22 protein-coding genes and 1 pseudogene are annotated in these 25,170 nt (G+C 71.2%); 9 read left to right on the top strand and 14 right to left on the bottom strand.

The genetic code is table 11. The features are described 5' to 3' along the window. Window positions 1–23: 23 nt before the first annotated feature. A complete protein-coding gene (locus tag JG616_RS10555; protein WP_235973099.1) occupies window positions 24–3,893 on the bottom strand; it encodes an exodeoxyribonuclease V subunit beta in 3,870 nt (1,289 codons plus the stop codon). 34 nt (window positions 3,894–3,927) lie between these two features. Next, window positions 3,928–7,446, bottom strand: coding sequence for an exodeoxyribonuclease V subunit gamma (gene recC, locus JG616_RS10550; protein WP_199392545.1), 3,519 nt, complete (start codon window positions 7,444–7,446; stop codon window positions 3,928–3,930). A 293-nt stretch (window positions 7,447–7,739) separates the two neighbouring features. Between recC and JG616_RS10545 the strand changes: the two are divergent. The 6 genes and pseudogenes from JG616_RS10545 to JG616_RS10520 all read left to right on the top strand — a co-directional run. Further along, a pseudogene (locus tag JG616_RS10545) lies at window positions 7,740–8,516 on the top strand (ATP-binding cassette domain-containing protein); the annotation flags it as partial. A 167-nt stretch (window positions 8,517–8,683) separates the two neighbouring features. After that, window positions 8,684–9,433 carry an MlaE family lipid ABC transporter permease subunit gene (locus JG616_RS10540; protein ID WP_199392543.1) on the top strand — a complete coding sequence of 250 codons (750 nt, stop codon included), beginning with the start codon at window positions 8,684–8,686 and terminating at the stop codon, window positions 9,431–9,433. 164 nt (window positions 9,434–9,597) lie between these two features. Beyond that, complete coding sequence (gene mlaD / locus JG616_RS10535) at window positions 9,598–10,119, top strand: outer membrane lipid asymmetry maintenance protein MlaD (protein ID WP_199363073.1); 522 nt, start codon at window positions 9,598–9,600, stop codon at window positions 10,117–10,119. Beyond that, entirely contained in the window at window positions 10,116–10,793 is a 678-nt protein-coding gene (locus tag JG616_RS10530; RefSeq protein WP_199363075.1) for an ABC transporter substrate-binding protein, read from the top strand. Before mlaD ends, JG616_RS10530 begins: the two co-directional genes overlap by 4 nt. Continuing rightward, window positions 10,780–11,073 (top strand): STAS domain-containing protein, encoded by a 294-nt coding sequence (locus JG616_RS10525; protein WP_199363077.1) that lies wholly within the window; start codon window positions 10,780–10,782, stop codon window positions 11,071–11,073. The genes JG616_RS10530 and JG616_RS10525 overlap by 14 nt, the downstream gene beginning before the upstream one ends. Before the next feature lie 16 nt (window positions 11,074–11,089). Continuing rightward, entirely contained in the window at window positions 11,090–12,226 is a 1,137-nt protein-coding gene (locus tag JG616_RS10520) for a VacJ family lipoprotein (RefSeq protein WP_199363079.1), read from the top strand. Window positions 12,227–12,409: 183 nt separating this feature from the next. Here JG616_RS10520 and rmuC read toward each other — a convergent pair whose 3' ends face one another. The 3 genes from rmuC to JG616_RS10505 all read right to left on the bottom strand — a co-directional run bounded on the left by rmuC (window position 12,410) and on the right by JG616_RS10505 (window position 16,315). Continuing rightward, window positions 12,410–13,987: a DNA recombination protein RmuC gene (gene rmuC, locus JG616_RS10515; protein ID WP_199392542.1), complete on the bottom strand. Its 1,578-nt coding sequence runs from the start codon at window positions 13,985–13,987 to the stop codon at window positions 12,410–12,412. A 98-nt stretch (window positions 13,988–14,085) separates the two neighbouring features. Further along, entirely contained in the window at window positions 14,086–14,868 is a 783-nt protein-coding gene (locus JG616_RS10510) for a hypothetical protein (protein ID WP_199363083.1), read from the bottom strand. Between the two features lie 277 nt (window positions 14,869–15,145). After that, window positions 15,146–16,315 (bottom strand): class I SAM-dependent rRNA methyltransferase, encoded by a 1,170-nt coding sequence (locus JG616_RS10505; protein ID WP_199392541.1) that lies wholly within the window; start codon window positions 16,313–16,315, stop codon window positions 15,146–15,148. A 123-nt stretch (window positions 16,316–16,438) separates the two neighbouring features. Between JG616_RS10505 and JG616_RS10500 the strand changes: the two genes are divergently transcribed. The 3 genes from JG616_RS10500 (at window position 16,439) to JG616_RS10490 (ending at window position 20,127) form a co-directional block, all read left to right on the top strand. Further along, complete coding sequence (locus JG616_RS10500; protein WP_199363086.1) at window positions 16,439–17,233, top strand: rhomboid family intramembrane serine protease; 795 nt, start codon at window positions 16,439–16,441, stop codon at window positions 17,231–17,233. A gap of 124 nt (window positions 17,234–17,357) precedes the next feature. Then, window positions 17,358–18,359, top strand: coding sequence for a serine hydrolase domain-containing protein (locus tag JG616_RS10495; RefSeq protein ID WP_235973111.1), 1,002 nt, complete (start codon window positions 17,358–17,360; stop codon window positions 18,357–18,359). A 31-nt stretch (window positions 18,360–18,390) separates the two neighbouring features. Further along, complete coding sequence (locus tag JG616_RS10490; RefSeq protein ID WP_199392539.1) at window positions 18,391–20,127, top strand: M20/M25/M40 family metallo-hydrolase; 1,737 nt, start codon at window positions 18,391–18,393, stop codon at window positions 20,125–20,127. Window positions 20,128–20,210: 83 nt separating this feature from the next. Here the strand turns inward: JG616_RS10490 and JG616_RS10485 are convergent, their stop codons facing one another. From JG616_RS10485 to JG616_RS10445, 9 genes are all read right to left on the bottom strand, one after another. Then, the gene (locus JG616_RS10485) at window positions 20,211–20,543 is read right to left on the bottom strand and encodes a YnfA family protein (RefSeq protein WP_199363089.1); all 333 of its coding nucleotides are present in this window, start codon (window positions 20,541–20,543) and stop codon (window positions 20,211–20,213) included. A gap of 159 nt (window positions 20,544–20,702) precedes the next feature. Further along, window positions 20,703–20,873, bottom strand: a complete 171-nt coding sequence (locus JG616_RS10480) for a hypothetical protein (RefSeq protein WP_199363090.1) — start codon at window positions 20,871–20,873, stop codon at window positions 20,703–20,705. A gap of 122 nt (window positions 20,874–20,995) precedes the next feature. Beyond that, entirely contained in the window at window positions 20,996–21,307 is a 312-nt protein-coding gene (locus JG616_RS10475) for a hypothetical protein (protein WP_199363092.1), read from the bottom strand. A gap of 179 nt (window positions 21,308–21,486) precedes the next feature. Then, a complete protein-coding gene (locus JG616_RS10470) occupies window positions 21,487–21,774 on the bottom strand; it encodes a hypothetical protein (protein ID WP_199392538.1) in 288 nt (95 codons plus the stop codon). A gap of 98 nt (window positions 21,775–21,872) precedes the next feature. Then, window positions 21,873–22,241 carry a hypothetical protein gene (locus JG616_RS10465; RefSeq protein ID WP_199363096.1) on the bottom strand — a complete coding sequence of 123 codons (369 nt, stop codon included), beginning with the start codon at window positions 22,239–22,241 and terminating at the stop codon, window positions 21,873–21,875. Between the two features lie 126 nt (window positions 22,242–22,367). Then, window positions 22,368–22,841 (bottom strand): DUF1801 domain-containing protein, encoded by a 474-nt coding sequence (locus JG616_RS10460; RefSeq protein WP_199392537.1) that lies wholly within the window; start codon window positions 22,839–22,841, stop codon window positions 22,368–22,370. A gap of 421 nt (window positions 22,842–23,262) precedes the next feature. Next, a complete protein-coding gene (locus JG616_RS10455) occupies window positions 23,263–23,595 on the bottom strand; it encodes a hypothetical protein (protein ID WP_234446536.1) in 333 nt (110 codons plus the stop codon). A gap of 193 nt (window positions 23,596–23,788) precedes the next feature. Further along, window positions 23,789–24,004: a hypothetical protein gene (locus JG616_RS10450; RefSeq protein WP_199363103.1), complete on the bottom strand. Its 216-nt coding sequence runs from the start codon at window positions 24,002–24,004 to the stop codon at window positions 23,789–23,791. 148 nt (window positions 24,005–24,152) lie between these two features. Then, the gene (locus JG616_RS10445; protein WP_199392536.1) at window positions 24,153–24,653 is read right to left on the bottom strand and encodes a hypothetical protein; all 501 of its coding nucleotides are present in this window, start codon (window positions 24,651–24,653) and stop codon (window positions 24,153–24,155) included. Between the last annotated feature and the right edge of the window lie 517 nt (window positions 24,654–25,170).

The following is a 25,170-nucleotide window of genomic DNA, read 5'->3' as shown; positions in this document are numbered from 1 at the left end:
TTCAGGAAACAGCGGGAGCGTGCTCATGCCGCAACCTCCACGGAGTGGCCAGAAAACAGCGCGTCGAGTTCTTCGACCAGCTCCGGATCAAAGCGCCAAGCCTGCACGCCCTGCGCATCCGTGCGCGCGGCATCCAGGCCGCGGCAGAACACGTAACGCACGCCGCCGAAGTCGCGGGCGTAGTCGTACCTGTCATCCAGCCGGAAGTGCAGCCAGCGATGCAACGCCAGCGTGTAGATCAGCGCCTGCAGGTCGTACTCGCTGTGCGCCATCGCCTCATCCAGCTGCGCGGAGCCGTAGCCGGGCAGGCGGTTGGACTTGTAGTCGAGCACGTACCAGCGACCGTCGTGCACGTAGGTGAGGTCGATCAGGCCGGTCATCAGGCCTTCCAGCCGGCGGCGCGCGCCGAAGCCCTGGCGCGCGGTGAGCAAGCCGTGGCGGTGCAGCAGCGCGAGCAGCGCGTCGACGCGCGTGGGCGCGAGCGCGAACTGGAATTCGATCTCCGGGCGGCGCCGGTCCGCGGGTACGTCGGCCAGGCGCACGCCTTCGGGCAGGGCCACGGTGAGCGTGTGGCCGATGAGCGGGGTGAGCACACTGATGCCGTCGTCGATGTCTTCGGCCGGGTAGCCGCCGGCGCGCAGGCGTTCGGCGATCAGCGCGGTGTCGTCGGTCGTGGGCGCGGGCGCACCGGGCGTCCACGTGGACCAGCGCGCGAAGTCGGTGTGTTCCAGCACGTCATGCAGCACCACGCCGAAGCGGGTTCCGGCGAAGCGCGGGTCGAAGACGTGGGCCGCTGCGCCGGCGCTTGGCGGATGCAGGGCGTCTCGCGCGCCGATGCCTGCGTCCCCGGCGACGTCGTCGTGCGCGTCCGCGCCCGCGGCGGCGGCGTCGCGAATGCCCTCATCCGCAGGGACGGCGTCGCGAATGCCCCGGCCCGCATCAACGCGCGCGCTCGCGGACATCGTCACGTCCACGTCGGCATCGACCTCGCCCGAGGGCTCGTCCTGCCCACCCGCCGCCGGCTGCGTCGCACTGGCCGCCGTGTCCTCCTGCCCTTCGGCATTCGCCAGCTGGGTGAAGCTGTAAACCCACCAGTCGCTGGCGAGCGACCGCGCGGCGGTGCGTGCCGGCGGCACGACGTCGGCGGAGGCGGGCGGCAGCCACGGCAGCGAGGCCGGCGGCGCGTCGCTGTCGATCGCGACGACGTCGGCACCCAGTGCGTCCACCAGCGCTTCGGGCTTGGCCACCATGTGCTGCAGCGGCGACCTGTCGTGGTTGCACAACATCCCCGTCGCCAGCCACAGCGCATGGCGCGCGCGGGTCAGGCCGACGTAAAGCAGGCGCGCGTCCTCGGCGCGTTGGGCGAGCGTCCACGCATCCTTCGCCTCCTCCCAGCCCGACTGCGACGCCAGCAGCTTCCAGTGCAGCACGCGCCGGCCCTCGATGTTGACCACGGCGCGCTGGCCCGGATTGCGCGCATGCGCGCCGATGGCGGCGAAGGGCATGAACACCAGCGGGTATTCGAGGCCCTTGCTCTTGTGCAGGGTCACCACCTGCACGCGCTTCGCGTCCGACTCCAGGCGCAGCAGCTGGCTCTCGTCGTTGGCGTTGGCGTCGGCGATGGCGTTCGCCAGCCAGTCGACGAGGCCGTGCAGGCCGAGCGCGCGGGACTGCGCGTCCTGCAGCAGCTCGGCCAGCTGCAGATAGTTGGTGAGGCGCCGCTCGCCGTCGAGCAGGCCCAGCAGGCGGCCGGCGTGTTCGGCGCACAGCGCATTGACCAGGGCCAGCGGGCCGCTGCGCTGCAGGCGCTCGCGCCAGCCCAGGGCTTCGAGCTGCCAGTGGCGCAGCGCGTCGCCGTCCTGGTCCATCGCGGCGATGGCGGTGGCGTCCAGGCCGACCAGCACGGTCGACAGCGCCATGCGCAGGCGGCCGTCGTCGGCGCCGTGCAGCAGTGCGAGCAGCAGGGCGTGCAGGTCGCGCGCCTCGGGCGTGGCGAACAGGCTCTGCCTGCCGGCGGCCACCGCGGGGATGCCGGCCATCGCCAGCGCGTGGCGGATGCGCGTGGCCTCGCTGTGGGTGCGCACCAGCACGGCGATGTCGCCGGCCTGCACGGGGCGGCCCTCGATGCTCGCCCTGCCGGCGCGCGCATCGCCCAGCACGCGGTGGATCGCGGCCACGCAGGCGGCGGTGGCGAACTCGCGCGAGCGGCCGGCCCTGTGCGGCTTCCGCTTGCCCTTGCTGTCGACGTCGTCCGGCAGCGGCGCGCGCCACAGGGTGAGTGCGGGCGCCGCGGCGCCATCGCGCAGGAAGTCCGCGTCGCTGCGCACGCCGCCGGGCAGCACTTCGCGGAAGCCGATGCGCGGGTCGATGAAGGGCGGCGGGATCGTCCTGGCCGGATCCGCCGACGCGTCGGCATCGGAGGTTGCCTGCGCCTGTGCGTACAGCGCCGACACCGCGCGCAGCACCGAGGGCCGCGAGCGGAAGTTCCGCGACAGCGGCGGCGCGTCGCGCGCCGTGTCGCGCGCGGCGAGGTAGGTCTCGACGTCGCCGCCGCGGAAGCCGTAGATCGCCTGCTTGGGATCGCCGATCACGAACAGTGCGGGCGACTGTCCGTGCAGCGTGGCGCTGGCGGCGCCGAAGACATGGTCGAAGATGCGCCACTGGCGGGCATCGGTGTCCTGGAACTCGTCGACCAAGGCGACGCTGTACTGGGCGCGCAGGCGTGCGACGAGTTCGCCGGCGCCGGGACCGTCGATGGCATCGGCCACGCGGTCGATCAGGTCGTCGTAGGTCTGCACGCGCTGCTGGCGCTTGGCGCGGGCAACGCGCTGGCGGGCGTCGTCGCGCAGGCGATGCAGCAGCTCGACCCGGCGCGCGTCCTGCCACTCGGCCATCGCGGCGAGTGCGTCGAGGTAAGCGGGCACGGCATCGCAGACGGGCGAGTCGGGCGTGCGGCCGGCGTGCTTGACGCTGGTGCGCTGCTGCAGGGTGTCGCGCGTGAGCTGCGGCAGCTTGGCGTGCTGGAAGGGCGTGCCGCGTTCGCCGGCGTGGCACCACTGCCGCAGCGAGTCGAACAGCTCGGCGATCCACGCGGCCTTGTAGCTGCCGCCGTGCAGCACCTTGCCTTCCACCGCCGAGACCAGCGACGCGCGGAAGTCGTCGCCATCCGCGCGGAAGGCCTCGGCCAATGCCTCGCCGGTCGCGTGCAGGCGCGGCGCGGGGTCGGCCGGCAGCTCGGACAGCATCGGGCGCAGCGTGTCCTCGCGCACCAGCAGCGGCAGGTCGCAGGCCAGCGACGGCGGGCCCTGCGGCCACAGCGCCAGGAGATCGTCGGCCGCCTCGCCGTCGCTGCCATGCGTGCGCCAGAGGTCGGCCGCGATGGCCTCGTACAGCGGCGCGTCGCTGGTCAGCAACTCCGGCGCATCGAAGGCCTGCCCCGCTTCCAGCGCGTGCTCGCGCAGCACGCGGGCGCAGAAGCCGTGGATGGTGAAGATGGCCGCGAGGTCGATGTCGTTGGCCGCCGCGTGCAGGCGGCGGCGCAGGGCGTCGGCGCTCTCCATGCCGCGCGCGAGGTGTGCGTCGAGCACGGCGTGGGTCAGCGTGGCGTCCGGCGCGGCATCGGCCGGCGGCGGCGTGCCGACCAGCTGCTCGGCCAGCAGCAGGCGCGCGCGGATGCGGCTGCGCAGCTCCTGGGTCGCGGCCTCGGTGAACGTCACCGCCAGCACGTGGCACACGCGCAGGCCGCGCTCGACGACCAGGCGCACCACCAGCGTGGCCAGGGTGAAGGTCTTGCCGGTGCCCGCCGAGGCCTCGATGGCGTGGACGCCGTCGAGCGCGAGTTCCAGGTACGGATCACCGGGCGACAAGGACGCGGCGCTAGTGTCCGGGGTCATTTCTTCCGCCTTGCTCATGTCGTTTCAGCGCCACTCATTCCGCCTCCTCCACGTCGAGCCCGGCGGCAATCGCGCGCAGCGCGGCGAGGTCGGTCCCGGCATAGAGCTCGCCCTTGGCCACGGCGCCGTAGATCCGCATCGCCAGGTCGACAAAGGCGACCTGCGTGGCCTCGTCGGCGAACGGATCGCGCCCGCGCAGCGCCAGCTGCAGCGCCTCGCCGGTGCTTTCGCCCCAGCTGAAGTCGCCGCCATGCCACTTCTTCGACGCGGCCTCCAGGCCCTTCCGCATGTCGCCGGCCTTGAAGAACTCCCAGCCGCTGTAGGGTGCGAACGGCAGCGGCTCGCGCAGGCCGCGGTCCTGCAGCGCGACCAGCATGCGCAGCAGCGCGCGCGCCTGCGCCGGATCCAGCGGCGCGCGCAGATGCGGGCCGGCGCCAAGCTCGCGGTCTTCGTGGAACTCGACCAGCGGCTTGGCCAGGCCCGCGGCGCTGGCCAGCAGCCAGTCCAGGCCGTTGCGGATCGCCGACTGGCCGGCGGGTGGATCGAAGCGCACGCGCACGATGCCGTGGTCGTAGACGTCGGCGAGGCGGCCCTGCAGGGTCACGCCATCAAGCGCCACCTCGACGCGATGCGCATCCGGCGTGGCATCGCCGCGCCAGCCGCCAAACGCCAGCGCGTACGGATCGACCTGTCCGCGCATCTGCTCCAGCGCGCGCCGCCCCAGCGGGCCCGACGGCAGCAGCCCGCGCGCGCGCAGCAGCGCGTGGGTGGTGGCGTCATCGTCGCCGCGCAGCACGGCGTCGAACACCGCCTTCTGCAGGACCTGCCGGGCGAACCCGCGGCCAGGGGCAAGCAGCGGCTCGACGTCCGCGTCGACGTCCTCGATGTCGGCCAGCCGCAGGCCGAGGCGCTGGCGCAGGAAGGCTTCGGCGGGTGCCTGGAGGAATCTGCGGAGCGCATCGAGCGCGAGCACGCTGTTGCCGCCCGCCCTGCTGTCGCTTGCCGCGCTGCCCGTACTGCCAGTCGGCAACGCTCTTGCAGAGCCGCCTGTGCCGCCGGACGTGTCGCTGCCACCGTTCTCGTCTGCATCCATCGCAGGCAAGGCGACCCCATCAAACCACGCCGGCAACGCCACCCGCCGGGCGAACGGCTGCGCTGCCGCCGGCCACCACTGTGCGCTGTACGAGAAGCGTCGCGGTTCGTCGCCGCCACCGAACGCCGCCGGCGCGAACGGCTGCAGCGGATGGCGCACCACCAACGCCTCGGCCGCCTTCGCCTCGGGCGCGTGCTGCGCATCGGCGGCGGCCAGCAGGTCGGCCACCAGCACCGAAGGCTCGCGCACGCTGCCGTCGCGCGGGTCGGCGCCCTGGTAGCTGACGTAGAACACGTCCTGCGCGGCGGCGAACAGCTGCAGGAACAGGAAGCGGTCGTCGTCGCGGGTCGAGCGGTCTCCGGGCAGGCGCCGTCCACCACCGGCCAGCTCCGAGGTGAGCCGGTCCAGGCCGCCGGCGGGATCGCGGCGCGGGAAGGCGCCGTCGTCCATGCCCAGCAGGCAGATCACGCGGAAGGGCAGCAGGCGCATCGGCACCATGCGCGCGATGCTGACGCCGCCGGTGAGCAGCGGTGCGCGGGTGTCGGCCTCGGACAGCGCGGCCGCGAAGTGCGCGCGCACGATCTCGGCTGGCACCGGCAGCTCGACGCCGGCGCGACGGGCGTCGGCGGCGAAGTCATCGACCAGCGTGCGCAGACGGTCGAGCGCGCGGCGCGTGGCGGGCGATGCAGGCGGCCGCGGCAGCAGCGCGTCGAGCAGGCCCAGCAGCCGCTCGCGCCAGCCGTCGGGCGTCAGCGCTTCATCCAGCACGCGGGCATGGCGGGCGAGCACGCGCAGCAGCCGCACCAGGGTGTCGAGCGCGTCGAGCGCGCTGCCTTCCAGCTCCGGCATCGGTGCGACGGTGCCGCCGTCGGCGCCGGTGATCGGCGCATCGCTGCCGGTGGCATGGCCCAGCAGCAGCCGGTCGAGGGCGAAGGCCCAGGTGTAGGCATCGTCTGGCGGCGCATCCAGGCGTGCGCGGTGCGCGGCATCCAGGCCCCAGCGCGCGCCGGCGGCGTGCAGCCTGGCGTGCAGGCGATCGAAGGCGGCCGCGTCCAGCGCAGCGGCTTCGGCCAGCGGCGGGCTGGCCAGCAGGTCCAGCGTCTCGACCAGGCCGAAGCGCGCCACCGGCAGCGCCAGCAGGCGCAGGAAGACATCGGCCAGCGGCTCGCCGGCCAGCGGGCTGGCATCGGCGACGGCATAGGGAATCGCCTGGTTGAAGCCGGCGTCCGCGCGGCCGCGGCCGCCGAACACGGCGTCCAGGTATGGCAGGTAGGGATCGATGTCCGGCGCCAGCACCGCGACGTCGCGCGGCTGCAGCGGCGGATCGAAGCGCGCGCCTTCGGGCGAGCCGGGCTCGAACAGCGCGCGCAGCTGGTCGTGCAGCACCTGCAGCTCGCGCAGGCGGGTGTGGCAGGCGTGCACCTGCAGGCTGGGATCATCACGGCGCAGCGCGGGCAGGCGCGTGCGCGGATCGTCCGCGGTCGGCGCCGGCGGCGGCGACGGCAGACGGTGGAACAGGTCCGACTGCAGCCGGCGCAGCAGGCTGCCCTGGAGCGCGCCGCCGCCTTCGCCGGGATCGGCGTCGCCGCGGAACTCGATGTCCGGGTGCACGACTTCGTAGTTGCCCAGCACCGCCATGAAATCGCGTCCGGCCGCGCCCCAGGCGCGCAGCAGCGGGTTCTCGCCGGCCGCCGCGTCCGGATCGCCGCCGCGCGCGCGCTGCAGGTCGCCCCAGTAGTCGCGGCTGGGCGAGGGCACGTACAGGTGCAGGGTGCCGACGCGCGCAACGCTTGCGATCACGCGCAGCACGTCGGGCGAGACGTTGAGGATGGCGAAGGCGAACAGGCGCTTCGGCAGTCCCATCGGCAGCGGCGCGCCCGGCGCCGCGAAGCCGCGCAGGTAGTCCTCGATGCGTCGCGCACGGTGCCCCGTGCCGCCGGCCACGCGCCGCCACAGCGCGGCCTGCGGATCACGCGGCGCCTCGCCGGCCTCCCATGCGAGCAGCCACTCGCGGCGCCAGGCCTTGTACTTCTCGAAGGCCTGCGCGAGTTCGCCGGCCAGCGACCAGCCCTTGAGCGGATCGGGCGCGGCGTCCAGGTACGCGCGCATCGGCTGCAGCGCGCGGTCGCGCAGCACCGCCGGATCCGACAGCGCCGCGTGGATGCGCCAGCGCAGCGCCGCGACGTCGAGATCCTCGCCGCGGCCGGGCACGTTGGCATCCAGCGCGCGCTGCACGAACTCGCCCGGCGTCAGGAACTCCAGGTTGGCCGCCACGCCGTGCGCCTCGGCCAGGGTGGCCTGCAGCCAGCGACGCATCGCCGGCTGCGGGATCAGCACGACATCGGGCTCCAGCAGACCCTGTCCCGGCGCCGGCGTGCGCAACTCGGCGGCCAGCAGGCCGGCCAGCACGTCGAGCGCGTTCGAGTGATAGAGGCGGAAGTCGCCGGTCCCCTGGGTCATGCAGCCATGATGCCGCAGCCCCGTCGCAGCCGCTGATACCGCCACTGCAGACGCGCCCACTGCAGGAGCGGCTACAGCCGCGATCAGGCGTGTGGCACCCCTCTGTAGGAGCGGCTACAGCCGCGATCCGCGCTGGCGATGATGATGGTCGCCTTGCCGCGACCGCGGGCCATCGCGGCTTTAGCCGCTCCTACAGGGGACATGGGCGATAATCATGGGGCGATCCGCTCCGCCCGCGTTCAGCCGTGACGCGAGATGCTTCCGCGGTTCTGTCCCCGCTACCGTCCAGGCCCATGCCCCACGCTGCGCAGCCCGCATCGCACGTCCCCGCCGTCCGCCTCTCCGGCGTGCGCCTGGATCGCGGTGCGCGCACGATCCTGTCGGGCATCGACCTGGAGGTGCCGCGCGGCAGCGTGACCGCGATCCTCGGCCCGTCCGGCAGCGGCAAGTCGACCCTGCTCGCGGCGCTGACCGGCGAGCTGGTCCCGGCCGCGGGACGCGTTGAAGTGTTTGGCCAGCCCGTGCCGCGCCGTCATCGCGAGCTGCTGGAGCTGCGCAAGAGCATCGGCGTGCTGCTGCAGGGCAATGGCCTGCTGACCGACCTCAGCGCCGGCGAGAACGTGGCCCTGCCGCTGCGCGCGCACACCCGGCTTCCGCTGCCGGTGATCGAGCAGCTGGTGTTGATGAAGCTGCACGCCGTTGGCCTGCGCACCGCCGTCGACCTGTACCCGCGCGAGCTGTCGGGCGGCATGGCGCGCCGCGTGGCGCTGGCGCGCGCGATCGCGCTCGACCCGCCGCTGATGCTCTATGACGAGCCGCTCACCGGCCTCGACCCGATCGCGTCGGGCGTGATCATGTCGCTGATCGCGCGCCTCAACGCCACCCTGGGCATGACCAGCATCATCGTCAGCCACCATGTGCGCGAGACCCTGCCGATCGCCGACCAGGTGCTGGTGACCGCCAACCGCGGCATCGTCTTCGCCGGCACGCCGGCCGAGCTCGAAGCCAGCGACGACCCGCTGCTGCGCCAGTTCCTGCGCGGCGAGCCCGACGGTCCGATCGCCTTCGACCCGACCTCGGCCCAGCCCAGCGCGCGCGATGCGCTGGCGCGTGCCGAAGCCGCCGAGCCTGCGCGCGTTCTGGCGCCCGCAGCCGGCGCCACCGTTGGGACCCCGGGCGTGGCGCACGCCGCAACTGGCGCCACCCCTGCGCCGCATCCCGACGCCGAGGCCCGCTGATGCCCTTCATCTCCAGCACCCGTTCGCTTGGCCGCGCCGGACTGTTCTCGCTGTCGGTGTTCAGGGCCTCGAAGCCGACGCCCGACTTCTTCGCCGAGCTGCTGCGCGAGATCTACAAGATCGGCGCACGTTCGCTGCCGATCATTGCCGTGGGCGGTGCCTTCGTCGGCCTGTCGCTCACCCTGCTCGGCTATCGCGCGCTGGAGACCTACGGCGCCGCCAACCAGGTCAGCGTGCTGATCGGGCTGGGCCTGTACCGCGAGCTGGCGCCGGTGCTGACCGCGCTGCTGTTCATCGGCCGCGCTGGGTCCTCGATCGCCGCCGAGCTGGCGCTGATGCGCGCCACCGACCAGATCCAGGCCCTGGGCCTGATGGCGATCGACCCGGTGGCCAAGGCCGTGGCGCCGCGCTTCTGGGCAGCGGTGATCTGCGTGCCGCTGCTGACCGCGTTCTTCGTCAGCCTGGCGCTGTCGGCCAGCTGGTTCGAGGCGGTGCAGATCCTGGGCGTGGAGAACGGCACCTTCTGGCAGACCATGCGCGACGTGGTCGACTTCCACGACGACTTCCTGGTCGCCTTCATGAAGTCGGCGATCTTCGGCGGCACCGCGGCCCTGGTCGCGGCCTACGTCGGCTTCCACGCCGAACCGACCATCGAAGGCACCTCCGTCGCCACCACCCGCGCGGTCGTCAACGCCTCCCTGCTGGTCCTGATGTTCAACTTCGTCCTGTCCGCGCTGCTGTTCCGGTGATGGACGGGAGAGCATTTTTGCCACGGATTTACGCGGATGCACACGGATTCACGCGGATAGGTCCAAAGCGTTCCTATTGAAAAGCTCTATCCGTGTAGATCCGCTCTTATCCGCGTAAATCCGTGGCAAAAAAGCTCTTGCCCTTCGTGCCCCCCGAGGTCCCCATGAACACATCCCGTGGTCCCAGACTCGAATTCGCCGTCGGAGCGTTCCTGCTGCTGGCGCTCGCCTCCGTGCTGGTGCTGGCGGTGGCCTCGACCAATGGCAAGTTCGGCTTCGCCCGCGACAGCTACGAGTTGACCGCGCGCTTCACCAACCTCGGCCAGCTGCGTCCCAACGCGCCGGTGAAGGTCGGCGGCGTGACGATCGGCAGCGTGTCGGCGATCGACCTTGATCCGGTCAAGTTCGACACCATCGTGACCCTGGCGATCGACAGCCGCTTCAACGAGATCCCGATCGACACCTCGGCGCAGATCCTCACCGGCGGACTGCTTGGCGAAAGCTATGTTGGCCTGCAGCCGGGCGGCGACCTCGAGGTGTTCCAGCCCGGCGAGGAACTGGTCTACACCCAGCCCGCCGTCGACCTGATGCAGATGGTCGGCAAGTACATGTTCAGCGGCGGTGGCGAGGATGGCCCCGCAGACCCCGCAACCGATACCCCGCCCCCCACGGAGCCCACCCCATGACGTTTCGTCCCCTGATTCCCCTCGTGCTGGCCTCGGCGGTGCTTGCCGCGCTGCCGCTGTCCGCGCACGCCCAGGCCGGGCCCGCCGCCGCGGCCAAGCCCGCCACCGCCGCCGCCACCACGCAGGGCTCGCCGAGCAAGCTCGTGCTCGACAACAGCCAGCGCATCCTCACCACGCTGGAATCGCGCCGCGCCGAGTTCACCGCCGACCGCGGCAAGCTGCAGGCCTTCATCGCCGGCGAGTTCGACCAGATGTTCGACCGCGAGTACTCGGCCCGCCAGGTGCTCGGGCGCCACGGCCGCGGCGCCGACGATGCCGAGGTCAAGGTGTTCGCCGATGCGCTCGCCGACAGCCTGATGCGCCGCTACGGCAGCTCGCTGCTCGACTTCAACACCCGCCTGCGGGTGCGCGTGAAGGCGGAAACCCCGCTGCCGCGCGGCCTCGGCGTCAAGGTGTCCAGCGAGATGCTGCGCCAGGGCGGCGAGCCGATCCCGGTCGACTACCTGATGCGGCAGACCGCCGACGGCTGGCGCGTGTTCGACGTGATGGTCGAGGGTGTCTCGTTCGTGCAGACCTTCCGCCAGCAGTTCGACACGCCGCTGTCGCGCAAGCCGATCCGCGACGTCGCCGCCGACCTGCGCGCCGGGCGGATCCAGGCCGATGCCGGCACCTGACGCCGCCATAAGCCGGGACGGCGACGCGCTGCGCGTCAGCGGCGCCGCCACCGGCGACACCGTTCCCGCGCTGTGGCGCAGCGCACGCCCGCAGTGCGCGGGCGCGCGCCGCATCGACATCGCCGGCGTGACCCGACTGGACAGCGCCGGCCTGGCGCTGCTGTCGGCACTCGCCGACGCCGCCGGCAGCGCGGGCATCGAGGTCGTCGGCACCCCCCCCGGCCTCGCCGACCTGCGCGCCGCCTACCGCCTGGACGCGGCGCTGGGCTTCGGCGCCTGACATGGACGCACACCACATGCACAGCCCGTCATCCACTCCGCGGCGGCTGGCCGTATTCGCCCTGGGCGTCGCCCTGCTGGCCGGCTGCGCGGGCACGGCGCCGCGCGCGCCCGCACCGTCGGGCGCGATGCCGGTTGCAGCCACCGAAGCGCCGGCGCCAACGGCCGGCGACGCTGCGGGCCATGGCCAGGATGCAGCGACGTCCGCAGCCGTGGACGTTCCGCCCGACGCGGCCACGAACCAGACCGGCGACGGTGCGCTTGCCGTTGAAGAAGACCCGGGCGGCGCGCCGATGGCCGCCGATGGCTCCGGAGCGCCGGCCGCCCAGGGCCCCGTGTCGGCCGCCACCCAGGCCGAGCTCGACTTCGCCGCCATCTACGGCGGCGACGTCTACGACCCCATCGCCGATCCGACCCTGCCTGAACCGGCGACGGTCGGCTCTCCCGGGCATGACCCCTGGGAGAACTGGAACCGCCGCGTCCACGGCTTCAACATGGCGATCGACCGCGCCGTCGCCGAGCCGCTGGCGCGCGCCTACGTGAAGGTGGTGCCGCGCCCGCTGCGCCTGGGCGTGGGCAACTTCTTCTCCAACCTCGGCCAGCCGGTCAGCGCGCTGAACGCGCTGCTGCAGGGCAAGCCGAAGCAGGCCGGGCAGTCGCTGGGCCGGTTCGTGGTCAACGCCACCATCGGCATGGCCGGCCTGTTCGATCCCGCCACCCACCTGAAGATCCCCAACCGCAGCGAGGACTTCGGCCAGACCCTGGGCGTGTGGGGCTGGGAGCAGTCGCGCTTCGTCGAGCTGCCCCTGTTCGGGCCGCGCACGGTGCGCGATGTCTTCGGCCTGGTGGGCGACGGCCAGGTCTCGCCCACCCGGCAGATCAACGACGACACGGTGCGCATCGGCCTGCAGGGCCTGCAGCTGGTCGACCTGCGCACCCAGCTGTTCGCGGTCGACCGCCTGCGCGAAGGCGCCGCCGACGAATACGCCCTGGTGCGCGACGCCTGGATGCAGCGCCGCAACTACCAGATCCACGGCGACCGCATCCGCCGCGACCAGCAGCAGGACCTGCCCGACTACCTGCTCGACGACGAGACCAACCCCACCGTCCCCGTCGACGTGATGCCGATCATCCCGGGCTCCAGCCCGCCCTGATCCCTGTTGGAGCGGCCGCAACCGCGACGCGGCCTGGCGATCGCGCCCCCCGCCGCGATCTCCCCTGTAGGAGCGGCTACAGCCGCGATCACCGCCACCGCAAGGTCCTATCGCGGCTGTAGCCGCTCCTACAGGGGCGGTTGCGGGTTGCACCGCCAGGCCGAATCGCGGCTGTAGCCGCTCCTACAGGGGTTCGTCGGTGCTTTCGGCTTCGGCGGGCTCGTCGAAGCCGTCCCCGGTCGCGGTCAGCGCCAGCCCGGCGGCATCCGGCTTCAGCTCCTCGCGCAGCGCCTTCTTGCCGCGCACGCCCAGTTCGGTCAGCCGGCGCGCGCGTGCCAGCACGCTGCGGTTGGACTCGTCCAGCCGGCGCTTGGCGTTGCCGTACGACTTCTGCACCGCGTCCAGCCGCGTGCCCACCTGTTCGAAGTCCTCCAGGAAGCCCTGCAGCGCGTCCAGCAGCAGCCCGCCGGTCTCGCCGATCTGCAGCGCCTGGCGGTGGATGCGGTCGCGCGTCCACAGCCGGTCGACCACGCGCAGCAGCGCCATCAGCGTGTTCGGCGAGGCGAACACCACCTTGTTCTCGAAGGCGAAGGTCTGCAGCGTCGGGTCCGAGCCCAGCGCCGCCGACAGCGCGCCCTCGATCGGCACGAAGGCGATGGTCACGTCGAGCGCGTCGGGACCGATCGCCGCCGGATAGGAACGGTCTGCGAGGTCCTTCACGTGGCGCCGCAGCCCGTCGCAATGGCGGCGCAGCGCGACCGCGTGCAGCTCCGGCTCGTCGCTGGCGTCCATCGCCTCCTGCCACGCGACCAGGTTGACCTTGCTGTCGACCACCACGCTGCGTTCGTCGGGCAGGAACACCACCACGTCCGGGCGCAGCGCGCGGCCCTCCTCGTCGCGCACGCCGGCCTGGCGCTCGAAGTGCACGCCCTCCTCCAGCCCGCTGCCGCGCAGCACGCTTTCCAGGATCAGTTCGCCCCAGTCGCCGCGCACCTTGCTGCTGCCCTTCAGCGCGCGGGTCAGTGCCGCGGTGTGGCCGGCCATGTCCTGGTTGAGGGTCTTGAGCTCGGTCACCGCGCCGAACAGCGCCGAGCGCTCCCTGGCCTCGTCGCTGTAGAGCGTGTCGATGCGGGTGCGGAACTCGCCCAGCCGGTCCTGGAATGGCTTGAGCAGGCCCTCGATGTCGGTGCGGCCCTGCGCACTGGCCGCGCGCACGCTGGCTTCGAACTGCTTGCCGCGTTCGTCGAAGACCCTGCCGGCCAGCGCCGCGAAATCCGACGACAGGCGTGACCGCGCCTCGTCGATGAAGGCCTGCATCTCGGCGCGCGCGCGGTGCGAATGCTCGAGATTGGCGGTGAGTTCGGCGCAGCTGCGCTCGGAGCGCTGATAGTGCTCGCGCAGTTCGCCGCAGGTGCTTTCGGACGCTTCGGCGCGGCGCAGCGCCGAGGCCAGCGCTTCGCTGCGTTCGGCCAGGCTGCGTTCGGCCAGTCCCGCCTGCGCGCGTGCGGCTTCCAGTTCGCCGCGGATGTCGGCCAGCGCCGCGGCGTCGCGCTCATGGCGGCCGCGTGCGGCCTCGAGCTCGGCGGTGACCGCACCCAGCTGGCCCTGCAGCCGCCCGGCGGCTTCCACCGCACCGCGATTGGCCTCGCGCTCGGCGCGCAGCTCGGCGGCCAGCGGGTTGCGGCGCAGCTGCACCAGCAGCATGACGATGGCGGCGATCGCCACGGCCAGGACCAGCATCAACACCAGTTCGACGTTCATGCGGCCAGTGTAAGCCGCGGCGATCGCAGCCTCTGCGACCGCTGGAAAAAGACACGTGCCCGCCGACTGTCACCCGGCCGGCAGGCACGCGGGCGCGATCAGAAATCCCATCGCGCCGAAAGCGTCACCGGCACCGAGAAGCGGCTGCCCGTGTCGTTGATGGTGGCCAGGCCCAGGCCACCGATCGCGCTGTCGTCGTCCTTCAGGTCAGCGGTGTAGCGCACGCCGCTGGCCAGGGTCATGCTGAAGGTCTCGCCGATCGGCACGATCACGCCCACGTCCAGGCCGCCGCTGGCCACCCAGCCCGAGTCGTAGAACGGCGCGTCGGGGATGATGATGCCGGCGTCGGGGATCTCGAACGTGGCGCGGATCTCGTCGACGCGGGTCGCACCGACCCGCGCACCCACGAAGGGACGCGCCGTGCCGGGGGTGCCGAAGTACAGGCGGTAGCCGACCTCGGCCGACAGCGCGGAATAGTCCTCGAACGTGCCGTAGACCGGCAGCTCGACGTCGAGTGCCGGCACGTAGGCGCCGCCCACCTGCACCATGCCGTCATCGGCCTCGGTGCGCCGGACCTGGCCGAAGAATTCGGTGCGATCGCTGGGGGCGTAGGCGAACTCGATGCCGACGGTGCCGGCCGTGTCGTAGATGCGGTCGTGCCCGCGCGCGCCGATGCGCAGTTCGGCGTCGACGCCGGCCAGGTCGGGATTGAGCGGGCCGAGGTCGGGCACGTTGGCGATGGCGCCATCGTGGACGTCGCCATTCACGGGCACGTCGACGCCGCCCACGAGGGACATCGACCAGCGGCCGGCCTCGGGACCCGCGGCGTGCGCGGAGGTGGCAACGAGGGCGGTGAGAGGAAGGATCAGCCAGGTACGCATGGGAGGCTCCGGAGCGGTGACAAGGGAGGGATGTCCGCGTCAGGCCACGGATCCGTGGCCTGACGCGGCACGCCTCACGCTAGGGAGTGACCGGTTAGCCCCTGATCAACCTTTAGCCTGTACAAACCCTGTGCAAACCGCGAGCCGCAGCCCCTGTAGGAGCGGCTACAGCCGCGATTGGAGGCATCCGGCAGACCCGATCGCGGCTGTAGCCGCTCCTACAGACGCGGGAGAGCCGGGAAACCCCGGAAGCCTGAAACCGTCGGGAACTGCCGCGTCAGTCCAGCACCCGGCAGAACACCGCCTTCAGGTAGCGCGATTCCTGCGCATGCGCCATGAACGGATGGTCCGGCCCCGCGCCCGACACCTTCAGCACCTGCACCGTGCGGTTGGAGAAGAACGCCGCGCGCCGCAGCATGTCGAGGAACTGGTCCTCGGCCACAAGCCCGGTGCACGAGAACGTTGCCAGCAGCCCGCCCGGCTTCACCACCGACAGGGCCAGCTTGTTCATGTCCAGGTACTTCTTCAGCGCCGGGATCACCTGCTCGCGGTCGCGGGTCATCTTGGCCGGGTCCAGGATCACCACGTCGTACTGCTCGCCGGCGTTCGACGCGTCGCGCAGCCACGGGAAGATGTCGGCCTGCACGAAGCGCGGGCGCACGCCGTTGAGCTTGGCGTTGCCCTTGGCGAGTTCGATCACGTCGGCGTCGATGTCCACGCCCACCACGTCCGCCGCGCCGCGCACCGCCGAATACACCGCGAAGCCGCCGGTGTTGCAGCACAGGTCGAGCACGCGCTTGCCCGCCACCTGGCGGCTCAGCCACTCGCGGTTTTCGCGCTGGTCGGCGAAGAAGCCGGTCTTGTGCGCGCCCGCCGGATCGGCACGGAAGCGGATGCCGTGCTCGGTGATGATCGCGGGCTCGGTGCCGGGCGTGCCGTGGAAGTCGAAGCTTTCCTGCTTCTGCACGTGCTCGTCGGCGAAGGCGTGGAAGCGGCAGCCCGGGAACTGCTCGCGCAGCGCCTTCATGATCCACTCGCGGTGGCGGAACATGCCGGCGCTGAAGTATTCCAGCACCAGCAGGTCGGCGTAGCGGTCGACCACCAGGCCGCTCAGGCCGTCGCCCTCGCTGTGCACCACGCGCCAGGCGTCGCTCACATCGTCCAGGCGCAGCACGTCGCGGCGCAGCGCCACGGCGTCGGCGATCCTGCGCGAGAACCAGCCCGCGTCGACCGGCACGTTCGGATCGGTCTCGAGGATGCGCACCGCGATCCGCGAGTGGCCGTTGTAGAAGCCGCGGCCGATCCACTCGCCGTCGATGCCGGCCACGTCGACGATGGTCCCGGGCTTCGGCCGCGGGTTCGGCTTCTCGACCAGCTTCTGGAAAATCCACGGATGGCTGGACCGCCAGGCATTGCGCAGGCGGACGACGGGGAGGGCTTCGTTCATGGCGGCGATTCTACCGGGTCGCGCGTGGGCGCCTGCCGCCGTGCCCGGCGTCAGCCGAGTGAAAGCGCGGCGTGCCGCGGCCGCCACCCTTGCGTTGCCGGCATCCGCCGCCATGCTTCGACCATGCACCTGCCCGTCCACGACCATCCGCCCGATTCCGCCGCCCAGCGCGCGGCCGACTGGCGGCGGTTCCGTCGTGCGGTCGGCGCGTCGGCCCTGTTCGTCGCCCTGCTTGCGGTGGTGTATGCCGCCCAGTCCGGCTTCGACGCGCGCCTGTTCGCGGTCTCCCCCGGCAGCGCGCGCGGGCTGTTCGGCATCCTCACCGCGCCGCTGCTGCACGGCTCGCTCGACCACATCGTCGCCAACGGCGCGGCGGTGCTGTTCCTCGGCACCCTCGCCGGCTGGGTGTATCCCAGGGCCTCGCTGCGCGGGCTGCCGCTGATGTGGCTGGGTTCGGGCCTGGGCGCCTGGGCGCTCGGCGCGCCGGGGTCGTGGCACCTGGGTGCCAGCGGCGTGACCCACGGGCTGATGTTCCTGGTGTTCGCCCTGGCCGTGCTGCGCCGCGACCGCGCCGCCATCGCCGCGACCATGATCGGCTTCCTGTTCTACGGCGGCATGCTGCTGACCGTGCTGCCGCGGGAACCCGGCGTGTCCTGGCAGTCGCACCTGGGCGGCGCGCTGGGCGGGATCGTCGCGGCCTGGCTGTTCCGCCGGCTGGACCCGGCGCCGCCGCGCAAGCGCTACAGCTGGGAGCTCGAGGACGAGCAGGCGGCCGCCGACGCCGCGCGTGCCGCCGCCGAGCGCGCGCAGTTCGAACCGGCCTTGCCGGATGACGTGCCGGTGCTGTGGCAGCGGCCCGAGCCCACGGATGACGAACGCGGCAAGGTCCTGCCGTTCCCCCCGCGCGATCGGTCCTGACGGGATCGGCCCTGACGGCATCGGCCACGGCCTCGCCGGGTAGACTCCGGCGATGCGCCTGCCCACCGCCGTCCTGCTGCTCGCCGTCGCCCTGCCCTGGGCCCCCGCCACCGGACGCGACGCCATGACCGAAGCCGACGCCCGCCTGCAGCGCTACACCGGCGAAGTGCCGGGCGCGGCCCTGCTGGTGCTGCGCGACGGCGAGCCGGTCCTGCGCCGCAGCGTCGGACTCGCCGACGTCGATGCCGGCACGCCGGTGACCCCGGCCACGAACTTCCGCCTGGCCTCGGTCAGCAAGCAGTTCACCGCCGCCGCCGTGCTGCTGCTGGCCGAGGACGGCCGCCTGCGCCTGGACGATCCCGTGCGCCGCTGGCTGCCCGAGCTGCCGGCCAGCGCCGATGGCGTCACCCTGCACCACCTCCTCAGCCACACCTCGGGCCTGCACGACTACGAAGACCTGATGGCCGCCGATTTCCACGGCCAGGTGCGCGACGCCGGCGTGGTCGGCCTGCTGGCCAGCGGCGGCGAACCCTACTTCGCCCCGGGCAGCGCCTACCGCTACAGCAACTCCGCCTACGCCCTCCTCGCGCTGGTGGTCGAACAGGCCTCCGGCAAGCCCTACCAGGACGTGCTGCGCGAACGGATCTTCGTTCCGCTGGGCATGACGCACAGCGTCGCCTTCGTCGATGGCCTCAACACCGTCGACGCCCGCGCCTACGGCCACAGCGCCGACGGCGGCGGCTGGCGCCGTACCGACCAGTCCACCACCAGCGCCGTGCTCGGCGACGGCGGCATCTATTCCTCCATCGACGACCTGGCCAGGTGGGATGCCGCGCTCGCCGACGACCGCCTGCTCTCCGAAGCCTCGCGCGCGCTGGCCTTCTCGCCGCAGACCACCACGCCCACCGGCGAGGCCGACGTCGCCGCCTACGGCTACGGCTGGCGCCTCGACGGCCAGGGCCTGCTGTGGCACTCGGGCGAAACCATCGGCTTTCGCAACGTGATCCTGCGCTGGCCCGCGCAGCGCCTCACCGTGGTCATGCTGACCAACCGCAATGCGCCCGAACCCTATGCCGACGCCCGCGCGATCGGCGAGGCGTTCCTGCGCGAGGCCACCGCACGCTAGGCTTGTGGCCTTCACCGCCGCCGGACCCGCCATGCCCGTCGCCCCACGCCGTCGTAAGACGCGCGCCCTCGCGCTCGCCACCGCCGCCACGCTCGCCCTGCTTCCCGGCCTGTCGGCCTGCAAGCGCGGCGCCGATCCGGACGCCGCGGCGGCATCCAGCGCCACCGAAATACCGCAGGACCCCGCCGCCGCGCGCATCGAGGCCGACGTCCGCGCGCTGGCCGACGACCGAATGCAGGGCCGCGAAACCGGCACGCCGGGCCATGACCTGGCCGCCGACCACGTCGCCGCGCGCTTCGCCGAGGCCGGCCTCGCCCCCGGCGGCGACGACGGCGGCTGGTTCCAGCGCGTGCCGCTGCTGCGCGCCACCCTGGTGCCGGAGGGCGCCAAGCTGCAGGTGCAGCTCGAGGGCGCCGCCGTCGCGCTGGCCTTCCAGGACCAGTTCCTGCCGATGGCCAACTTCAACGCCGCCGATGCCGCGGTCGACGCGCCGGCGGTCTTCGTCGGCCAGGCGATCCATGCGCCGGGCCTCGACCATGACGATTTCGCCGGCCTCGACCTGCGCGGCAAGGTGGCGGTGATGTTCGGCGGCGCGCCCGAGCGCTTCGACGACACCCGGCGCGCCTTCCATGCCGCGCTGGACGAGAAGCTCCGCAGCGTCGCCGAGCGCGGCGCGGTGGCCGCCGTGCTGGTCGGCACCGCCGCCGACGAAGTGCGCACGCCCTGGGCGCGCAGCGCGGAGGCCTGGGACCGGCCGGCGATGCGCCTGCGCGATGCCGACGGCCGTGGCCTGGACACGTTTCCCGCGCTGAAGGTGGTTGCCCGCGTCAGCGCCGCGGCCGCCGACACCCTGTTCGCCGGCGGCGAGCGCAGCGCGGCCCAGCTGGCCGAGCGCGCCCGCTCGGGTGAAGCCGACGGCTTCGCGCTGCCGGTGCAGCTCTCGCTGGCCGTGCGCACGCGGGTCGAGCCGCTGGAGTCGCGCAACGTCGTCGGCGTGCTGCGCGGCCGCGACCCCGCGCTGGCCGACGAATACGTCGTGCACACCGCGCACCTCGACCACGTCGGCACCGGCATCGCGGTCGACGGCGACGCGATCTACAACGGCGCGCTCGACAACGCCCTGGGCGTCGCGATCATGGCCGAGGCCGCGCGCGGGCTGGCCGCCGCCAGCCAAGCGCCGCGCCGCTCGCAGGTCTTCGTCGCCGTCACCGCCGAGGAGCAGGGCCTGCTCGGCTCGCGCTGGTTCGCCCGCAACCCCGCCGCCGGCGGCACCCTGGTGGCCAACATCAACCTCGACATGCCGGTGCTGACCGCGCCCAGCCGCGACGTGGTGCCGATCGGCGTCGAGCACTCGTCGCTGAAGGCCGTGGTCGAGGACGCCGCGCGCGACGTGGGCGTGCGCGTCTCGCCGGACCCGTTCCCAGAGGAGGCGGTGTTCGTGCGCAGCGACCAGTTCTCCTTCGTGCGCGAAGGCATTCCCGCCGTCTACCTCGACGGCGGCATCGAGCCGGCCGACCCCGAGCGCGACCCCAAGGTCTCCGCCACCTGGTTCATGCGCAACTGCTACCACCGCCCCTGCGACCAGGCCGACCTGCCGATCCACTACGGCGACGCCGCGCGCCTGGCGCGGCTGTCGGCAAGGATCGCCCAGGGCATCGGCGAGGCGGATGCGCGGCCGGTGTGGAACGAGGGTGACTTCTTCGGCGAGCGCTTTGGTGGCGGCTCAGGTGCCGGTGCTGGTGCCGGTACTGGTACTGGTACGAATTAGGGTTCGGGATCGGGTTCGGCAAAGGGCCAAGCGCCGGGCACGTGCGCGGCGCGCCAGCCCGCCGCGTGGGCTCCGCGCATCGCTCAGCCCTGGCGTGCGCCGAGCATGATCACCGCCATCCCCAGCAGGCACAGGCCAACGCCGATCCAGTCGGTCAGCGAGGGTCGCACCGCGTCGACGGCCCACAGCCACATCAGCGCCACCGTGACGTAGACCCCGCCGTAGGCCGCATAGACGCGCCCGGCCGCCTGTGGATGCAGGGTCAGCAGCCATACGAACACGGCCAGGCTGAGCGCCGCCGGCAGCAGCAGCCACGCCGAGCGGCCCTGCTTCAGCCACAGCCACGGCAGGTAGCAGCCGATGATCTCCGCCAGCGCCGTGGCGACGAAGAGCGCAAGGATCCTGGGCAGTTCCATCGCTGCGCGCCCCGGTCAGGCGCCCTGGCCAAAGACGTAGACAGCCACTCCCGACGCCACGCCGGCCGCGACTCCCCTGGGTCCTTGCATGGTCCTCTCCTGGTGCTGCCCGTGGGCGGGGCCGGCCGCGTTCCATCGTACGGCCCGCCTGATGACGTGTCAGCGGCGCCGCGAGAGTGCCGCGCCGGCGACGAGACCGACGGCCACCCCGGCCGCGAGGCCAGCTGGCAGGTTGCCGAAGACAATCCCCAGTGCGCTGCCGAGTCCGGCGCCTGCGGCCAGGCCGATGCCGACCATCCATGCGTTCGAGCGCGGTGCACTGCGGGTCATGGCGTTCTCGCAAAATCGTCCGGGGTCAGTGCAGGACGCCCGGGCCGGAGAACTGTGACCCTTCGGTGCGGCAATCCCGTACACGCGACGGCGGCCGATCCCGCAGGTCGCGGGGCGCCGCGTCAGCCGCGCTTGCCAGGCCCGGACACGTCGACACCCGCCGCCGCAAGCTGCGCGCGAGCCTCGGGATCGGCTTCGAGCACGCGGCGCAGCGTGTGGAAGACATACACGCGGCACAGGCCTGGCCAGGCGACCAGCAGGTAGAGCGCTCCCGCCACCAGCCAGTCCGGGCGCGCCACCGGCTTCCAGCCGCCCAGGTGTCCCGCGGCGGTGTAGCCCAGCACGGCGAGCAGCACCCAGCGGAACCACGCCCAGAAGCGCGTGCCCCACAGGACATTCCTGAAGTGGCGGATCTCATCCTCGGTCAGCGTCATGCCCTGCCTCCTTGCGTGGTGCACCCATGAAGCCTCAGCCCCACAGGCCGAAGATCACGCCGAACAGTGCGGCGAGCAGGACGATCCAGACGTTCACGGCGGTTCCCCTTGAGCATCGGCGGGGCGGGCCGCCCGATTGGCAGAAGAGTAGCAACGAGCGGCGTTTTCGAGGGCGGTGCTTACCCGGCCAGGAAGAACTCGACCTTCCCGCAGCCAGGACATGCGTATGTGTCGAATCCCTCGCGGTTGGTGAAGAGCTTGCCAACGTCAAGCAGCAGACCGGGCAACAGGCTTCCCTCATGCAGCTTCATGCGGCGAACGAAGCTCAACCCGGTTCCACAGCGCAGGCACGCCAGGGTTCGCTGTGTTTCCCCTGGCGCCAGGGCGTCGGGAACGAACTCCGCGGCCGGCGGGCTGCCATCGACGCCGGTGCCACACTTCCAGCAGATCGTGTAGCCGTTCTCCACGGCTTCGCCGCAGGTCTTGCATGTTTCCCGGCCCATATACGCTCCATTGCAACCCGGCACCTGGCGTCAGGACGCATCGTCAACGCGGATGCGCCCGATCAGGCCATGGGCCGAAAGCGTCTCCTCGCCCAGGCTCCCATCGCCCAGAGCAAAGTAGAGCATGCACCGGCCAGGACCGTCACGCTGAGTACCAGCCATACCAGCCCGCGGCCACCGCTGAAATTGAGCTGCGGGTTGCCTGCCAGGACCACCGAGACGGGAAGCCAGAGCATGGCCGCGACCAGCGAGACCAGCGAGGCGGCGCGAAGCGTGGAACGCGGCAGGCTCAGCAGGCATGCAGCGCCCGCAAGTGCACACAGACCTGAAGCGACCAGCCCGTTGCCGAGCGGCAAACCACCCGGCAAAGGTGCCTCGAGCCAAGCTGCGCCGCGAATCAGGGACAGCGCGGCGAAGACGGCGAACGCCACCAGCGCCGAAGCGACCGCCGCGGACCCTCTCATGCCCGCGGCGATACTTTCGGCCGCCGCGCGATCGCCACGGTGCTCACTGCAGCGACGGCCGGAAGACCGAGACGTGCGTGTCCTTGAACGCAGCTACACATGCTTGATCCACTCCCGGACGACTGCAACCAGCGGCTCACGCTTCACCACAAGGTCCTCCCGACCGGCGAACCTGACCGATGCACGGTCTGGTCCAAGCCACTTGAGGATCCCATGGGGATCAGGGATCCAGCCCGGCGGCAACGCCCGCTTGGACCTGGCTCCCAGATGGAGAATGAGCTGCACCGAGTCCTTGGCCCTCAGAGGCATCGTGGCGAAGTGCTCTGACGTCCTGAAGCTCGGTGCGTTCCATTTGTTCTCCTCGGAGATCCCCGGGTCCGCGCCGAGGAGGATCTGCCTGAGCGCGACAATCTCCTGCTTGAGCGGATGATCCAGTGCCGCAATGAAGGCCTGTACCGTAAGCAATGATCCGGCGCCCTTCCCAAGCATTTCCGCACCTCGTCCCATGCCGCCTGACGCCAGACTACGCCGCGCCGCGAAGCGGTGTGGGCTCGACTGGACGGCCACGCTGCGGCCCCTCAGGAAGGTGGTCCGCGGCCAGCAACCTGAACTGCTTTTGCTGCTCGAGTGAGAGCACGCGGAACGGTATCGGCATGGCGCCGCTTTCGAGCTCGACAAGAAATCCCGGGCTGTAAATGTGGACTGCCTTCACCCTGGCCCAGGCAACAGAGCCCGGGCCACGCCTGGTGCGCCTGCTCACGCCCGCAGCGTCGATCGTGAAGTCGCATCGGCCGACACGCGACGATTTGTACACGAACCCGATTGCTGCAACACACAGCAGCGTAAAGCGGGCCACATGTCGCCTTGCCCCCGTCAGGGTCTGCAAGGACTCCTCTGTGTCGAACGCGTGCTCCGTTACGAAACGAAGGTACTCTCCAAGCCGATAGCGGACTGCGAACTCGATGCGGAGCGAGGAATCCATCGCTGCCTAACGAACAAGCGGGGCCGAGCCGCACGACAGCCTGCCCCAGGACTGCCGGAGGCCCACAAGGTGGACGATGCCGATCAGCAGGCAGATTGAAGAGCTCACGAGCCAGAACACCATGCTGTTGCCAGGGAAGTACGCCATGACCGGCACGAACGCGACGCCCCGGACCATGTAGATGGCCGTGACGGCGGACAGGACAGTACGGCGCAACGGCAGCCTGCGAATCACGCCGGCGCCGGACAGGGCGTAAGCACTCCAGGCAGCAAGAACGCCGGCAATCGCCAGGGTCACGACGGTGGGATACCAGTGGCCGGCCCCGTGCAGCTGTGCCATCTGCTCTCCGGCGCCCAAGAGCCGAAACAGCGGAGCGCCCACGACAAGACACGCCAGATGTACCAGCGCTGCGAGTCCGCTGAGGGCAGCGGCGAATACGAGAAGCTTGTTGGTTGGACTGGCCATGTGGCTCCCTGCGACTTGGCACCGGAATCAAGCCGTGCCGCGAAGCAGTAGCGGCTTGAATGATTTGCTAGGCCTGCGGCCGGCGTTGCATCACCAACGTCACGCGGCCGATCACATACAGAACGAGGCCGGCGATGAAGCTCCCGTAGGCAACCCTGAATCGCATGTCGCTGTGGGCGATCGCGGCAGGCTGGAAGAAGATCCAAGCCGCCAGAATGGCGCTAACGGCAAGCAGTCCGAGTCCGACCAGGAGGTAGATGTTTGTGACGCCAAATCGAGCCATTGAATCTCTCCACCCTCTGCATGGCCAAATGCGGACCTGACACCTGGGCCAAGCCGAGACGCGGAATGGAGCGAAGCGGCTTCGTCTCGAACGCTTTGCCAGGCCCCACCCATGCCGCCCTCTCTGACGTCATGGCTGAGTGTGCGGGCTAAAACAGCCCGACGGCAACTGGTGCAAGGCACGCAACGCCGATCAGAAAAGGGGTGATGCGCCGCCAGGTCCTTGTGGCCTGATTCGTAGCCATGACATAGCCAAGCACAACGACGAGAACCAGCAGCGCGCACAACGCTGCTACAAGAGTCCACGTTGCCGCCTGCCAGATCATTGGATCCGCGGGAAACGTAAAAAGGATGCCAGCCGCCGCTACGCAAATGCCGATCGCAAGCCAGGTGAGAGCGGTTGTGAACTTGAGTTTGCGAAATGCTGCCATTGGCGCCAACCCCCAAGTCAAGCCAAGACGCGCCAAGGCGGGCACTTGCGGTTCTGCCCTCTCGCGCCAGCCTGCGTCAGCGAGACAACATGAAAGGGGGCTGTAAAGCGACTCGGCAACGTCGGCGACGGAGACGCCGGGAAGCTCACTCAGGCGAACTGCGGTGGCCTTGAAATGATCGGTGTAACGGTAGGTTGTTATGGGGCCTGGTGTGAGCATGAAGACACTCCTGATCGTTAGGTCAGGGTGTCCACTGAAGCGAAGGAACTACCGTGTCGGCTTGAACGCACTGTCATGCCCAGCCGCCGCCGTTGTCACCACGAGAACGTGGCGTCGACTTACCGACCTTACCTGGCCGCCGGCTGGACAATGCGAGTGCAGCGGCAACGCCCAGAGCGATGCCTAGCCCGATGCTCAGGGCAGGGCTACCAAGGACAATTCCGAACGCTGCGCCGATTGCGACGCCAAGCGCCATTCCCGCGCCCAGGTTTCGACGCATCTTCTCGTTGCCGCCCTTCCACATCGCCATGCACCTCCCAGCGGGGCCTAACGCCCAAGTTAAGCCGCGCCGCAGCGGGGCGTGAAGCACATGGCAAGCTGTACCTGCCATGTGGTTTGCGCCCCGATGTGGTGTCGGCTTGAACGCATTGTTAGGTCGCTGCCACCGTGATCTTTAGGCCAAGCGCATGCGCGACCTTGGATACGGTAGCGAAGCTCGGGTTGCCTTGCCCCGAAA

The organism is Luteimonas sp. MC1895, from assembly GCF_016457215.1.
Classification (GTDB): domain Bacteria; phylum Pseudomonadota; class Gammaproteobacteria; order Xanthomonadales; family Xanthomonadaceae; genus Luteimonas.
Note: the sequence above shows the minus strand (reverse complement) of the source record. Positions and strands in the feature narration are given on the sequence as shown.

Coding starts and splice junctions, on each gene's coding strand:
- JG616_RS10505 (WP_199392541.1), bottom strand. CDS start 16,315: ATGAACGAAGCCCTCCCCGTCGTCCGCCTGCGCAATGCCTGGCGGTCC.
- JG616_RS10495 (WP_235973111.1), top strand. CDS start 17,358: ATGACCGAAGCCGACGCCCGCCTGCAGCGCTACACCGGCGAAGTGCCG.
- JG616_RS10555 (WP_235973099.1), bottom strand. CDS start 3,893: ATGACCCCGGACACTAGCGCCGCGTCCTTGTCGCCCGGTGATCCGTAC.
- JG616_RS10475 (WP_199363092.1), bottom strand. CDS start 21,307: ATGACGCTGACCGAGGATGAGATCCGCCACTTCAGGAATGTCCTGTGG.
- JG616_RS10525 (WP_199363077.1), top strand. CDS start 10,780: ATGCCGGCACCTGACGCCGCCATAAGCCGGGACGGCGACGCGCTGCGC.
- JG616_RS10490 (WP_199392539.1), top strand. CDS start 18,391: ATGCCCGTCGCCCCACGCCGTCGTAAGACGCGCGCCCTCGCGCTCGCC.
- JG616_RS10450 (WP_199363103.1), bottom strand. CDS start 24,004: ATGGCTCGATTTGGCGTCACAAACATCTACCTCCTGGTCGGACTCGGA.
- JG616_RS10485 (WP_199363089.1), bottom strand. CDS start 20,543: ATGGAACTGCCCAGGATCCTTGCGCTCTTCGTCGCCACGGCGCTGGCG.
- JG616_RS10510 (WP_199363083.1), bottom strand. CDS start 14,868: ATGCGTACCTGGCTGATCCTTCCTCTCACCGCCCTCGTTGCCACCTCC.
- JG616_RS10520 (WP_199363079.1), top strand. CDS start 11,090: ATGCACAGCCCGTCATCCACTCCGCGGCGGCTGGCCGTATTCGCCCTG.
- JG616_RS10445 (WP_199392536.1), bottom strand. CDS start 24,653: ATGCTCACACCAGGCCCCATAACAACCTACCGTTACACCGATCATTTC.
- JG616_RS10480 (WP_199363090.1), bottom strand. CDS start 20,873: ATGACCCGCAGTGCACCGCGCTCGAACGCATGGATGGTCGGCATCGGC.
- rmuC (WP_199392542.1), bottom strand. CDS start 13,987: ATGAACGTCGAACTGGTGTTGATGCTGGTCCTGGCCGTGGCGATCGCC.
- JG616_RS10455 (WP_234446536.1), bottom strand. CDS start 23,595: ATGGCACAGCTGCACGGGGCCGGCCACTGGTATCCCACCGTCGTGACC.
- JG616_RS10500 (WP_199363086.1), top strand. CDS start 16,439: ATGCACCTGCCCGTCCACGACCATCCGCCCGATTCCGCCGCCCAGCGC.
- JG616_RS10540 (WP_199392543.1), top strand. CDS start 8,684: ATGCCCTTCATCTCCAGCACCCGTTCGCTTGGCCGCGCCGGACTGTTC.
- JG616_RS10530 (WP_199363075.1), top strand. CDS start 10,116: ATGACGTTTCGTCCCCTGATTCCCCTCGTGCTGGCCTCGGCGGTGCTT.
- recC (WP_199392545.1), bottom strand. CDS start 7,446: ATGACCCAGGGGACCGGCGACTTCCGCCTCTATCACTCGAACGCGCTC.
- mlaD (WP_199363073.1), top strand. CDS start 9,598: ATGAACACATCCCGTGGTCCCAGACTCGAATTCGCCGTCGGAGCGTTC.